Origin of the sequence: Shewanella sp. SM68 (assembly GCF_025653925.1) — a bacterium.
GTDB classification, from domain to species: Bacteria; Pseudomonadota; Gammaproteobacteria; order Enterobacterales; family Shewanellaceae; genus Shewanella; species Shewanella oncorhynchi.
The window spans coordinates 56,714-68,945 of record NZ_JAKKRU010000006.1 but is presented as its reverse complement, the minus strand read 5'-3'; the positions used below and the strand labels follow the sequence as shown (position 1 = coordinate 68,945).

The 12,232-nt window shown below is 44.6% G+C and carries 13 protein-coding genes; 7 read left to right on the top strand and 6 right to left on the bottom strand.

All coding sequences use genetic code 11. The features are described 5' to 3' along the window. Positions 1-6: 6 nt before the first annotated feature. The 3 genes from menH to L5M40_RS11565 form a co-directional block, all read right to left on the bottom strand. The gene (gene menH / locus L5M40_RS11575; protein ID WP_263175659.1) at positions 7-795 is read right to left on the bottom strand and encodes a 2-succinyl-6-hydroxy-2,4-cyclohexadiene-1-carboxylate synthase; all 789 of its coding nucleotides are present in this window, start codon (positions 793-795) and stop codon (positions 7-9) included. Next, positions 795-2,516, bottom strand: a complete 1,722-nt coding sequence (gene menD / locus L5M40_RS11570; protein ID WP_263175657.1) for a 2-succinyl-5-enolpyruvyl-6-hydroxy-3-cyclohexene-1-carboxylic-acid synthase — start codon at positions 2,514-2,516, stop codon at positions 795-797. The genes menH and menD overlap by 1 nt, the downstream gene beginning before the upstream one ends. A gap of 186 nt (positions 2,517-2,702) precedes the next feature. Further along, positions 2,703-3,671: a LysR family transcriptional regulator gene (locus tag L5M40_RS11565; RefSeq protein WP_105250597.1), complete on the bottom strand. Its 969-nt coding sequence runs from the start codon at positions 3,669-3,671 to the stop codon at positions 2,703-2,705. Positions 3,672-4,079: 408 nt separating this feature from the next. On the opposite strand from L5M40_RS11565, the gene L5M40_RS11560 reads away from it, so the two are divergent. The 4 genes from L5M40_RS11560 to nrfD all read left to right on the top strand — a co-directional run bounded on the left by L5M40_RS11560 (position 4,080) and on the right by nrfD (position 6,726). Next, positions 4,080-4,556, top strand: coding sequence for a DUF2726 domain-containing protein (locus tag L5M40_RS11560; RefSeq protein ID WP_105250596.1), 477 nt, complete (start codon positions 4,080-4,082; stop codon positions 4,554-4,556). A gap of 76 nt (positions 4,557-4,632) precedes the next feature. Then, on the top strand, positions 4,633-5,097 hold the full coding sequence (locus tag L5M40_RS11555; protein WP_105250595.1) for a cytochrome c3 family protein: 465 nt from the start codon (positions 4,633-4,635) through the stop codon (positions 5,095-5,097). 4 nt (positions 5,098-5,101) lie between these two features. Continuing rightward, entirely contained in the window at positions 5,102-5,788 is a 687-nt protein-coding gene (locus tag L5M40_RS11550) for a 4Fe-4S dicluster domain-containing protein (protein ID WP_105250594.1), read from the top strand. Beyond that, positions 5,785-6,726, top strand: a complete 942-nt coding sequence (gene nrfD, locus L5M40_RS11545) for a cytochrome c nitrite reductase subunit NrfD (RefSeq protein WP_105250593.1) — start codon at positions 5,785-5,787, stop codon at positions 6,724-6,726. The genes L5M40_RS11550 and nrfD overlap by 4 nt, the downstream gene beginning before the upstream one ends. A gap of 269 nt (positions 6,727-6,995) precedes the next feature. Here nrfD and L5M40_RS11540 read toward each other — a convergent pair whose 3' ends face one another. Beyond that, on the bottom strand, positions 6,996-7,427 hold the full coding sequence (locus L5M40_RS11540; protein ID WP_006079646.1) for an Lrp/AsnC family transcriptional regulator: 432 nt from the start codon (positions 7,425-7,427) through the stop codon (positions 6,996-6,998). A gap of 251 nt (positions 7,428-7,678) precedes the next feature. Here L5M40_RS11540 and yjeH point away from each other — a divergent pair, with 251 nt between their 5' ends. Both yjeH and L5M40_RS11530 read left to right on the top strand, forming a co-directional pair. Next, positions 7,679-8,941, top strand: coding sequence for an L-methionine/branched-chain amino acid transporter (gene yjeH / locus L5M40_RS11535; protein WP_113940284.1), 1,263 nt, complete (start codon positions 7,679-7,681; stop codon positions 8,939-8,941). Between the two features lie 288 nt (positions 8,942-9,229). Beyond that, the gene (locus L5M40_RS11530; RefSeq protein WP_131525752.1) at positions 9,230-10,054 is read left to right on the top strand and encodes an HDOD domain-containing protein; all 825 of its coding nucleotides are present in this window, start codon (positions 9,230-9,232) and stop codon (positions 10,052-10,054) included. 177 nt (positions 10,055-10,231) lie between these two features. Here the strand turns inward: L5M40_RS11530 and L5M40_RS11525 are convergent, their stop codons facing one another. Both L5M40_RS11525 and L5M40_RS11520 read right to left on the bottom strand, forming a co-directional pair. After that, positions 10,232-10,693 (bottom strand): TerB family tellurite resistance protein, encoded by a 462-nt coding sequence (locus L5M40_RS11525; protein ID WP_105250590.1) that lies wholly within the window; start codon positions 10,691-10,693, stop codon positions 10,232-10,234. A 100-nt stretch (positions 10,694-10,793) separates the two neighbouring features. Further along, complete coding sequence (locus L5M40_RS11520) at positions 10,794-11,324, bottom strand: DUF2780 domain-containing protein (protein WP_263175654.1); 531 nt, start codon at positions 11,322-11,324, stop codon at positions 10,794-10,796. Positions 11,325-11,514: 190 nt separating this feature from the next. Between L5M40_RS11520 and L5M40_RS11515 the strand changes: the two genes are divergently transcribed. Beyond that, a complete protein-coding gene (locus L5M40_RS11515) occupies positions 11,515-12,222 on the top strand; it encodes a hypothetical protein (RefSeq protein WP_105250588.1) in 708 nt (235 codons plus the stop codon). The last annotated feature ends 10 nt before the right edge of the window (positions 12,223-12,232 follow it).

Genomic DNA, 12,232 nt, shown 5'->3' with positions numbered 1-12,232 from the left:
CTGTCATTACCCTAGCAACTTCACTATTTTTGAGGTTAATGCCTCGGGAGCGGCTTGGTGTATGTTGTGGCCGGCGCCGTGAATACTATGGACGAGGATGGGCGCGTGTAATTGCCATTCTTGGGCGAGGGCGTGGAACTTAGCATCTTGGTTGCCCGCAAAGAAATGGCACTCACAGGTAAGCTGCAAAGGTACATCCCACATCGATGCTTGGTGTGCGAGTGAGGTGGTTATGAATACCTCTTTAAGCCGCTGTTTAGGATGCAGATCTAATGCTGCAGAACGATGCTCGATTAAGGTTTTTCGTTTGGTAGCCGTCATATCGGCAAATACGGGCTGCTGATACCACAAGCTTAAAAAGTCTTTGCTATTCAGATGCAGTAAACGCTCGGCCCATTGAGTATCATTTTTGATTCTGGCAAGTTTTTCTTGCGGGTCTGTAAGTCCAGGATGGCAGGATTCGAGGTTTAGGCTCAGAAGTCTTTCTGGATAGGCTTTGGCAAGGTGCAGAGCAATACGGCCACCGAGAGAATAACCATAGAGATGGAATTGACCAATATGAAGGCCATTCAGGTGTGCCAACATATCTTCAACACATTGGTTAAATCCATCTAATTCGGTTGGCTTCAACTCCTTTTGGTTATCCCCGTGGCCAGGCAGATCTAAGCAAATACAGTGAAAGTGCTGGCTTAGCGCTGGCATTAACGGCAACCAGTCGGCCTTAGTGCCTAAAAATCCATGCAGTAGCACTAAGGTCGGTAGTGAAGAATTGCCGTAACGGGCCATGGTTGGCATTAGCTTTGTTTCACCCACAAGTTGAGCTCGGCGATTTGGTCGCTGGCTTGTGTTTGACTTACATTGACTTCAATGATCGAAGCCCCCTGAAAATCCAGCGCTTCATTATAGCTATCTTGAAAATCGGCTAAATTATCCACTTGATTATAGGGCAAATTAAACATAGCTGCGGCGTAGCCAAATTCTAAACCGTGGCTGAGTCGATAATAATCACTGCGGACTTGTTCATTGGGAACAGGCAATAAGTTGAAGATGTTACCGCCATCGTTATTGAGGATCACGATCACTAGCGGGCTGGTTAAGCCTTTAGCGATGGCCAGCGAGTTAAGATCGTGCAGTTGTGATAAATCACCGATGATTAAACTCGTGGGTTTGCCTTCATGGGCCGCAATACCGCAGGCGGTGGCGAGTAGTCCGTCAATACCCGATGCGCCACGATTAGTATAAGTGGTTGCCGTACAACAACTGACAGGGGCATACATGTCGTACAAGCGTACAGGCAGGCTGTTGCCGATAAAAAGCTGCTGTTCTAGCGGACGAGTATTGGCGATGGCGCGCACAACTTGTGCTTCACCAAATTCCCCTTGGTCGATATTGCGCACAAATAAGTTATACAATTCATCGTTATAGGTGATTAGGGTATTCGCCCAGTTTGCCGAGGATGAGCGATACCAATTTAAGGCCGCAAACTGCTGTGCATTCGCGTGCCAAATGTGTTTAGCATTGTGGCTAGGGTCAAGCCTGTCTTGTTCTGGTAAAACCTGCCAGTAGCTGTGCCAATTTTGCTCGGCGAGATAACCTATCAAGCGCTTTGATAATAAACGGCCGCCGAATACGAGTACACGATCCGCTTCCTGTAATAGATTGCGCGCCCTTGGATGTTGCAACAGTTGATCAATATTACCTATTGCCGCGGGATGCTGACGTAGTTGCGACTGGGCATCGGTAAGTAATGGCCAGCCGATTTTTTGTGATAAAGCAATTAGTTGCTGTGGATCTTGCTCAGGCGTGAGAGTGCCGACAACGATCACCCCTTTACCGTGGACGAACCGCATAATGGCATCGTCACTTGGGCTGCTCACCTGTTTGCTCTTACCGTATTGGGTATACGGACGTGCGAGCTGCAGCCAAGTTTGCAATGGTTTGAGATAAGGTGATTCGGCATCGAGAATCGCGCCACTGAGTTCACTCGGATACAAGGGCTCACGGTACATGCAGTTGATGTGCACTGGGCGAGTTTGATTCGCCACCGCTTCATCCACTGTGGTAAGCAACGCCTGCGGTGCGATATGTGTATCTGGTGTTGGCAAATTCACTTGGGTGGCGTAATTCGCAAAAATTCCCGGTTGGACTATGGCTTGATTGGCACCGCAGCCGAGTAATTCTGGCGGACGATCGCCACTTAAAACGATTAAAGGTACATGGGTCAACCACGCCTCCACAATGGCAGGGTACAAGTTGGCGACGGCGGTGCCTGAGGTCGTAATTATGGCGACCGGTGCGCGGCTAGCTTTTGCTAGACCTAAAGCCATAAAGCCGAGCCCACGCTCGTCGAAATGTAAGTGACGCTGGAGTTTAGTTTGCTGGGCGGCGGCGAGGGTTAGCGGTGTTGAGCGCGAGCCCGGCGCCATACACACATGTTGCACCCCAAGACGTGCTAACTCCTCAAGAATAAGGGCGCCCCAAATAAGATTAAGAGTGGCTGTATTTTCGGTCCGCATAGCTGAATCTATTAGGATAAAGATGGGCTTAGTGTAACGTGTTTATGCTCCAAGATGTATGCTTGGTTTAACAATTCTCGAGTGGATCGCATGGGGGCTGAGGTGGAGCCTAAGCTAAGGCAGAGGATGCCTGTCACCTCGTGTATCGGTGGTTTGTTGTTTGGGTATGTTGAGCTATTTGCTTGGCTAGATAATACGATCGACGATTTTTTTAATCTCTCCGCTTAACCATTTTAAGTCCTCATTGATTGCATTAGGCTGATTTTTTTGCACTAAGAAAATCGTTGGGGTTTCTGTATCTGCATATAAACGTTCTGCTTCATACTGCGATAGTTGACACGTATGCAGTTCAGGAATATCGCTCACCATTTCGTAAACTATCCGATAAGGCAATAGGGAGACTGCATTACTTTCGCCTAGATATTCAAACAAACTTGAAATACTGGTAATGGTAATTTCAGTATTGAGTTTAATGCCATTTGTTATGCAAAACTCTTGGTATGGACTCAATTTGGTGCTGGGATTACCAAGATCAGTATTGACATAGGGGTATTCCGCAATCGTTTCTAGGGTGATTTCCCGTTTAAAAATAGGATGATGCCTGCTAGCAATCAGGTAGAGTTTGTCCATACGTTGCAATTCTGTCGTTAGCAGTTTATCGCCGAAGGCGGCAACATCGGCAGCACTTTTATTGCAACAAATACCTAGGGTTGTATCACCATTAATAATGTCTTGAGTCGTATGCATAGACCAAGGGTTTATATTAATGTGCATGGGTTTTTGCTCTTCTTTAATAGCCTGCATCAAGGCCTTAGGGAAGGTGTAGGCAATTAATCCTGGCGCTGCTATTTCGACATGCGTCTTAACTTGGCGAGTGTTTGCTATTCTGGCTTTTTGAAACTTATCAGTACACTCAATTGCTTCTTTTGCAATTGGATATAAATGAGTAGCAAACTCATTTGGGAATAAGCCATATTTACGCCGAATAAATAACTCATCACCAAAAATTTCCCGTAGATTTTTAAGGCTACGGCTGATTTTAGGGGCTGGAATGTCTAGCGCTTTCGATACATAAGTTGCTGACTTGTTCTCATATAATGAAACAAGTATTTTTAAACTCAGAATATCGAGGCCATCCATGTTACTAATGTGCATTTTTTATATTCCTTAATATTGAGCAAATACTTAAATCAATGCCTAATTATGGTGCTAATTAATAATTTTAATGTGAAACTAATCCCAAGTTTTGGATCTAGATTTTATCTATGTGTATCAAAGGTTTTTTGTTTTATTTTTAATATTTAAAATGGTTTTTCATAAAATTTAAAATTTCAAAAACTGATATTTGCATATTTAAAATGCAAATACTGAATTATCAAGTATCAATATTTGTATTTAAGATTTACATAATTTTGCAATGTGACACGCCATGTAAATCATTGTTTATATTTAAGTTGTTATTTGCAAGTGTGACATGTGTCAAGAAAATATAAGTGTTTTCAAATAATACTAAAGTTGCTTTAAAGGAGATAACAAAAAATAAATTAGTTTTTGGAGGCGTGTATGAATACTTCAGTCATTCTCAGCTATGCGTTTATGTACTTCGTACTATTCGTAGCAGTACCATTCGTGTTTGTGATGTTTGTCATGACTTGCATTAAGTTTTTTAAAGCAGGTCCTGATGAAGCCGCACATCATGAGATGAAACTTAAACCAGTATTGTTTGATAAACAAAGCTTCAATTTTTTTAAATCATTAAAAACAGTTGTTGAAGGTAAATACGATGTTTGTTGTAACGTGCCATTAGACACTGTATTTGAGATGGACAAACATGATACGGAATTAAATCATGAATGCCGACTCGATTATGTATTGATCGACCATGATTCATCTGAAGTGAAAATGGTTATCAGTGATTTTGGCAAAGAAACTAACTCACCACTGAAAAAACTGTTTAGCAAGTTCAATATCAGTTTCATTGAAATGAACCAGCATAAACAGTGGGATACTCAGAGTCTTAAGCAAGCCTTGGCTGTGTGATCTTGACCGTCGGGTTCGGAATTATCCGAACTCGACCCCTTCTTTACCTTCCTACGGATAAATGTGAGGACTTCCTATGTCCAAAAGACAATGGCTGTGGTCGTTACGCTTAGGTGCTGCTGCGTTGCTTTTAAGCTTTTCTGCAATGAGTGCTGAGCCAGCCAATCAAATTAACAGTGATGCTTGTATGAAGTGTCACAAGCGTAATGGTCAAATGTTAGGGCATCATGGTCAAGATGCGATGAAAATGAGCTGTTCTTCCTGTCATGGAGAAAAGGGCGATCACCCTAAAAAACCGAATGATATGGTGGTCTTTGGTATGGAAGAATCGTCGGATCTGACGGTTCAGCTGAGAGTGTGTCAGAAGTGTCATACCAAGAAAAAACTCAGTGGAGCAGATTGGACGCATAACGTACATGCTCAAAAAGTGCCTTGTGCCGCCTGCCATAAATTACATAGCCCAACGGATCCAATGGCGGATATGACGCCGAAGGTTCGCAGTGAGCTATGTAGCAGTTGCCACACTGGCAAGCAGGAGTAAGGTTATGGAAAATTCAAAAAGAAGATTTCTAAAAGGCACCTGTGCCTTATTTGCCGGCGCTACAGGTGCATCATTACTCGCCACAGTGAATGCATCGGATAGTGTTAAAGCAGAACCTGATGTCAAATATGCACTTATTCATGATGAAACTAAGTGTATAGGTTGCCAAGCGTGTGAGGTGGCTTGTCGTGAAGTGAATAATGTACCCGAAGGTGTGTCTAGGCTTCAAATTAAGCAAGCGGGTCCCTTTGGCGAATACCCTAATCAGTTTTATCACTTTAGTCGCAAGTCTTGTCAGCATTGTGAAGACGCGCCCTGTGTAAATGTATGTCCAACTGGAGCTGCATTTATTGATAAAGAAACGGGTATCGTTTCTGTCGATGCATGGAAATGCGTAGGTTGCCAATACTGTATTGCAGCTTGTCCTTATCAAGTCCGTTTTATTAATCCTGTCACCCATGCGGCGGATAAGTGTGATTTCTGCCGAGAAACTAACCTAGCTCAAGGTAAACAACCTGCCTGTGTTGCTGCTTGTCCAACAAAGGCACTCGTGTTCGGTAATTTAAAAGATCCGACTTCTGAGGTTGTTCAAGTTCTGCGGTCTAATCCAACCCAGCGCACTAAGGTTGATCTTGGAACGAGACCTAAATTGTTCCGTATCGTTGCAAAATCAGGGGAGGTGATACTATGAGTGCCCTACATTTTGATACCTTAGTGTGGCATTGGCCGATTGCAATTTACCTGTTTTTAGCAGGTGTATCTGCGGGAGCCATGTTCTTCGCCGTACTGTTGAAACATTTTGTTTTGAAGCAAAACGCCTATCAGTCTGGTTTTGTGCGAGCCGCTTGTATTGTCGCGCCTGTAGCTGTGATGGCCGGGTTAGGGATATTGGTCGCAGACTTAACTAAACCTCTCGATTTTTGGAAGATTTTGGTGTTCTACAACCCTAAATCTGTCATGTCGATGGGCGTGCTTATTCTGCTGATTTACCAAGTATTCATGTTTATGTGGATTGGTTTAACCTTCCGTAAACCTGTTGATGCTTGGTGTGAAACACGCTTTCCTATTGTGCTTAAGTTGACCGCATTATTGGCTCGATTTGAAGCGACAATTACAGGATTGCTCGTGATTCTATCCTTGGCATTGGGCGCGTATACAGGCTTCCTGCTCTCGGCCTTGCCAGGCTATCCCATGCTTAAAAACCCTGTGTTACCTCTGCTGTTTTTGGCATCTGGTTTGTCTTCCGGTGCGGCATCATCTTTACTCGGTGGCGTGTTGATGAATGGCAAACCTAATGACAAAGAGGTGCACTTTATCCACAAGGTTGAAATCCCACTGATTTTAGTCGAAATCGTGCTGATTTTTACCTTCTTTATGGGCTTAGTGCTAACAGGTGGACAGAGTAAAATTGCCGCCTTTAATGCCTTAGGGTATGGCTTCTGGGGATGGATTTTCTGGCTTGGTATTATTGGACTCGGTTTGTCTGGACCATTGGCGATGAATCTGTTTATGACGGCGACATCTAAACGGAAATGGGCCTACGTGGCGGGGACGGCTTGCTTGAGCTTGATCGGGGTATTACTGCTACGTAACTTCATACTCTATACAGGACAAATGACGATCGCTTAATGCGTACCGTTAATTAATGACGAAAAAATCATAATAATCAATGGAATCGACGGATCGCGGAAACAATGTCAAAGGAAAACATTGTAGATGAGGCCCTTGCGGCGCTGGCTGAGCTCTCAAGGGTTAAGTCTAGCCGCGGTTGGTTGTGTAACAGGGAGGTCGCTGGGCAAGGATGCCATATTTTACACTTCAATATTTTGCCCTGCCTCCAAACGGGCCTCGCCACCTTATTCCTAAGGGTGGCGTTTCTTGTTTTAGGGAGGCACGATTTACTCGCCGAGGTTATTAATCCATTCACTCATTACCACATGGGTTTTGATCTTGATGATGTCAGTGTGAGTGTCGATATACTCACGGATCTCATGCAGGCGGCGCATCGAGGGCGCATGCACGTACACGAGTAAATCCATATCACCAGAAATACCACGGCAGGTAATCACTTCGGGGATCGCTTGGAATACGTGTACCACGTCGGCGCAACGTGGACATTGATGCTGGATTTCGAAATAAGCCGATACTCCTTCTTTTTGCGACTCACTCAAGAGCACTTGATAGCCACGGATCACTCCAGTTTGTTCGAGCTTTTTTATGCGCTCGGCAACCGCACTACGGGATAGATTGACCTGTTCGGCGATATTCGACACGCTCTGGCGCGCATCCTGACGCAAACTATGAATGATGGCCGTATCGAATTTATCCAAGGGTGACTCCAGTGAAAATGGCTATATTGAATCTGTGTGTTATTTTGCCATTGGTTTGAATAACCACAGAATTTGCTGAGTATTTTTGCTTAAAATTTTACCAAAATTTAAGCTGGCCGTCATTTTGATGGAAATAACGTTATTTGCCGCGATTTTGCCGGTATTGGACGTGGAGAACACTGAAATTAACGGCAGATTGTAGGGCGAAATCTCATTATACTGACAGCTCAAAAACCACAGAATATTAACAGATGAATTCAAATAGCGGAACTATAGGTCGTTGGCAAGGTGCGGGTTTAATGGCGACCACTTTGCTCGGTACAGGGGTATTTATTTTGCCTCAGATGACTATTGAAAAAGCGCATTCTGGCGCCTTAGTCGCATGGATCTTGTTAACCTTGGCCATTATTCCAGTGGCACTGGTCTTTGGTCGTTTAGCGAGTGTATTTCCCCATGCCGCAGGCCCCGCTTACTTTGTCGAAAAAGCCTTTGGTCGCACTGCTGGTCGAACAATTGGACTGATCTTTTTACTGGTTGTGCCCATGGGGGCACCGGCCGCGATTTTGATGACCTTCCAGTTTGTGAATGCCTTAATACCGATATCGGGTTGGTCCAAGGTTGGTGTTGAAATACTCGTGATTTTTGGCTTGTTTCTGATTAATTTAAGAGGCATCCAAGTGTCGGCTAAGCTGCAATTTGGCCTGACACTTTGCATTGTCGCCGTTGTTGTGGTCTTGTTTGGTGCGAGTAGTTTTCAGCAAGGTCATCTCACGACACTTGCTAGCCATGGTATGCCTGAAATGCCGACCGTGATGATTGCCGCTGGCATCGCTTTTTGGAGTTTCTTGGGTATAGAAGCTATGACCCATCTTGCCGATGATTTTCGTCGTCCGCAGCAGGATATGATCCCCGCTATGATGATGGGCACAGTGCTGGTGGGCGTGATTTATGTGGCTTGTACACTTTTACTGCTATTAGTGCCGACAGATAAAAGTGTCGCCATGATCGGCGTGTTTGACCAACTGCTCGGTGGTTACGGCGCACAAGTGATTGGTGTGTTAGGTATTGCAAGTGGATTGGCAACCGTTAACGTGTATGCGGCCAGTGCGGCACGTTTAGTGTGGAGCTTTAGTTGTGAAGGCATTTTACCGCGCTTCTTTGCCGTTAAGAATGCCCACGGAGTGCCCATTCGAGCACTTGCTGCGCTGTTATCTGTGATGGCAAGCGTGATCGTACTGACTTACCTTACCGGGCAAGAGTTAGAGCACCTTATTGCATGGAGCAACGGCGTATTTGTGGTGATCTATTTGATGGCTATGCTCGCTGCCGCTAAGTTATTACCACGGCACAATTGGCCGCTGGTGGCGCTGGGTTGTGCGTTTTGCTTAGTATTAGGTTTTGCCCTAGGTGCAAGTATGTCCTATGTGCTTGTGTTGATCTTAGTGGTCGCGCCATTTTTGTGGTGGCAAAAGACCCATATTAGTCGCAAACAAAGTTTGGCGTTACCTGAGTAATATTCGCACCCTCTGGGGCTAAATCAACATGATGGGTTAATTAAAAAAGCCCCGAACTTTTTATTGTCATAAGAGTTTGGGGCTTTTTTGTGTGGCTTAGTGGATTTCGAAACTGGATATGATTGAGTGCGATTAAATCGAATGAAATAAAGAGGTAAACCTTAAGTCTGATGGCCGCCAAGCTTTGTTGCCGAAGGACTGCACATTACTGATATTTAATGTATCTCGGTGAGCGAGGCGATAACTTGTGTTCTATATTTTGATCATTCATACGGAAGGAGAATAAATATGGATTCAGCTGCGTTGCTCAATCGTGTCGATGAGTTACCTAGGTTACCTAAGGCGATCAGTGAATTGTTAGATGCGGTCAATGATGACAATGCGACAGTAAAAAGCATTGCCACTAAAGTTTCACACGACCCCTTAATCAGCGCTAGGGTGTTACGCCTTGCTAATTGTGCCCACTATGGACGCAGTCGAGAGGTTGGCACTATCGATGAAGCTGTTGTGCGTCTTGGGATGCAAACCCTACGAACCTTAGTGCTCGCATCGGCGGTGATTGGTGCAGTCCCTAAGTGTGAAGGAATAGATTTAGCCCAGTTTTGGGGGCAAACCTTTGAGATTGCGCTTTATAGTCAAGAAATGGCAAAGCGTTGTGGTGCAGTCCCAGAAGAGGCTTTTACTTGCGGTATCTTACATCGTATTGGCGATCTATTGATTGCGGCAGTATCGCCTGAAGATGCGGCGAAAATTGCCGAAGCTGTGGCGCAGGGCAAAGATAAGCATCAGTTTGAGCGCGAGTTACTCGGATATGATTCCCCGGATATTGGCGCATTACTAGCGAAAAATTGGAAGTTTACACCAGCGTTAGTGCAAGGCATTTTGTATCAAGACCACCCAAAGGATTCAAACCCATTTTCAAAACTTGCTGCGTTATTATGCTTATCTTACAAAGTTCTAGATGAGTGGGATACGATTGAGGATGAGGAGAAAACCAGTTGGTTATCTCAATTAGCGACTAAGAAAGGATTGAAGATGGAGATGGGCGGGCTAAGGACTAAGTTGACTGAATTACACGGTTCGGGATATGAAATCGGTAAAGCGTTAGCTTAGGAGCTTGTTTAGTTTAGTTTTTTGGTGAGTAGTGCGGCAGTAAAAATATTTTTAGCCAAAGAGCGATATCAATTTAGTCTTAAGAAGACCATCGCGTGAATGGGGAACGGGTGTTTCGCATTCACGCTTTTTTATGGGCTTTTGTTGATTTGCACTTTGACTGAATAGTGTATGTGGTTAGCCAGTTTGTTGGGTTGCAGCTATGGCAAGATTACGCATTTGGATCAACTCGCTGTGTTTGAGGTGCAACAAATCGGCGGTGCGTCGAATGATCTGGTCTTCATATTGGGATAGCTGGCCATCGGCGTAGGCCAGTTGCCACATTGCGAGCAACAATTGCTGCTTTTGCGCTAGGCTAAATTCAGCGTTAATGGCTGAGGTGAATTCAAAGAGTGAGGTCGCGCTGCCTTGTACGCTTTTAGCCTCATCAATCAGTATCTTAGCGTCTACTTCTGACATTGATAAGGTATCGGTTAGCAGCTTAGGTAATAAGGCTTCTTCCTCTGCCGTTAAGGTCTCATCGGCAAACACGACTTCAAGTAACATACTCGCTGCGGCCAGTTTAAGTTGATGTGCCTTGTCTTCAGGGGAGACTGCTTGAGTATGAGCTTCAAAAAATCGTCTTAATTTCGCAATCATATTTGGCGGTTCTCATGCTGGAGGGAATATAAAGTAGAGTCGATTGGGAAGTGAAAGTTCACCCTAAACCTTGTATTGCTTAGGGTGAGGTAAGACTGAATTACAGTAGCGAGTTCAGACCTTTCACCAGTAAGTCTGAGGTGCCTTCAGTGCCATTGGTATCTAAGTAAGACTTAGCTATGTTGATCATTGGCATTGCTAGATCTTTAGAAATACCCAATTTTTCAAAGGAGTCTAATACCATAGCACTGCCTTGCAGTGATGAACCTAAATCACCCGCTTTGGATAATAAGCCAGAAACACCCGATTTTGAGTCCAATTTAGGCGCAGCGGCTAGCAAGCTATCGGCATTAGGAATGCTGGCTGCCAGTTTTGAGTAGTCGGTTGTTTCTAGGCTTGATTGCGCTAAGCCTAATAAACTGCCTAAGCCACCTTCGGCTTGAGTTTGGTTTAAACCCAATTGTGACATGACGCTGCCAACTAAATCATTCGACTGAGTTGCCGCTGCTGTAGTGGTCGCTTTTTCAGTTTTGGTTTGAGTTCCTGCCAAGTTATCTAACCAGCCTGCACTGGCGGGCGCCGCTAAAATACAAGTGCTGAGGAGGATAGAAAAGGTTAGAGTGTGTTTCATATGGAAGCGTCCTTTGAGGGTTTGCGCACGAGTTCGCTGGACAGTTTAGCGGGTTTGTCACTTTTGTTGCAGTAGTTTTCTGTGATTTACGGTTCACACTGGTGATTTCTACTGTGCATTGCCAAGGGATTTTCGGTATCCTTAGCGGCAATTCTAAGTGTTAATTCATTTCAATTATTTGGAAAGTCGCATGTCACTATCCGCAATTTTGTCAGAAGCCTATAACTTCTTCCGTAATCATCTGGCGCAACTCGCTATGCTGACGATCCCATTACTTTTGATCCAAGTGGGGATCCAGTTATGGCTTGGTATAGAGATGAGTAAAGTTGATCTAGAAAACCCACAGTTTGGCGCGCCGCATATGATCGCCATGATGCTGTTACTACTTACATTTTCGGTATTAATTGCCGCTTTGACTCTGTTTTTAGAACTGCGCTCACAAGGGCATAGTCCTTCAGCGGGAGTGGTGTTGAAGGCGAGTTTACCTTTTGTTCCACCATTATTATTGGCTGGGGTGTTTTCTGGTCTAGCGATTTTAGCACCAGTGATGCTGTTTGCCGCCTTCGGTCCTGTGTGGCTGGTAGGATTGGTAATTAGCTTCTATCTCTTTGCGCGTTTAGCCTATGTGAACTTTATGGTTGTGGTTGAGCGCTTAACACCGCTAGAAGCGATTAAGGGTAGTTTTAGTTTTAGTGGCCCTATCGTACTGAAAACCATTGCATTATTGATGTTATATTTACCACTCTCCGTCATAGGTAGCCAGCTTTCTGGGTTAGCATCCATGGGCGGATTACCTGTGCAAATGTTAGCGGATACTTTTATGTCTTTTATTGGATTATTCGTTAACGTCGCTTTGTTCCGCTTATATATGGTGTCGAAAAAACCAAGCGTCGAATAGTGCAACATCA

Coding starts and splice junctions, on each gene's coding strand:
- nrfD (WP_105250593.1), top strand. CDS start 5,785: ATGAGTGCCCTACATTTTGATACCTTAGTGTGGCATTGGCCGATTGCA.
- menD (WP_263175657.1), bottom strand. CDS start 2,516: ATGCGGACCGAAAATACAGCCACTCTTAATCTTATTTGGGGCGCCCTT.
- menH (WP_263175659.1), bottom strand. CDS start 795: ATGCCAACCATGGCCCGTTACGGCAATTCTTCACTACCGACCTTAGTG.
- L5M40_RS11560 (WP_105250596.1), top strand. CDS start 4,080: ATGAATACTTCAGTCATTCTCAGCTATGCGTTTATGTACTTCGTACTA.
- L5M40_RS11515 (WP_105250588.1), top strand. CDS start 11,515: ATGTCACTATCCGCAATTTTGTCAGAAGCCTATAACTTCTTCCGTAAT.
- L5M40_RS11525 (WP_105250590.1), bottom strand. CDS start 10,693: ATGATTGCGAAATTAAGACGATTTTTTGAAGCTCATACTCAAGCAGTC.
- L5M40_RS11550 (WP_105250594.1), top strand. CDS start 5,102: ATGGAAAATTCAAAAAGAAGATTTCTAAAAGGCACCTGTGCCTTATTT.
- yjeH (WP_113940284.1), top strand. CDS start 7,679: ATGAATTCAAATAGCGGAACTATAGGTCGTTGGCAAGGTGCGGGTTTA.
- L5M40_RS11520 (WP_263175654.1), bottom strand. CDS start 11,324: ATGAAACACACTCTAACCTTTTCTATCCTCCTCAGCACTTGTATTTTA.
- L5M40_RS11555 (WP_105250595.1), top strand. CDS start 4,633: ATGTCCAAAAGACAATGGCTGTGGTCGTTACGCTTAGGTGCTGCTGCG.
- L5M40_RS11565 (WP_105250597.1), bottom strand. CDS start 3,671: ATGCACATTAGTAACATGGATGGCCTCGATATTCTGAGTTTAAAAATA.
- L5M40_RS11530 (WP_131525752.1), top strand. CDS start 9,230: ATGGATTCAGCTGCGTTGCTCAATCGTGTCGATGAGTTACCTAGGTTA.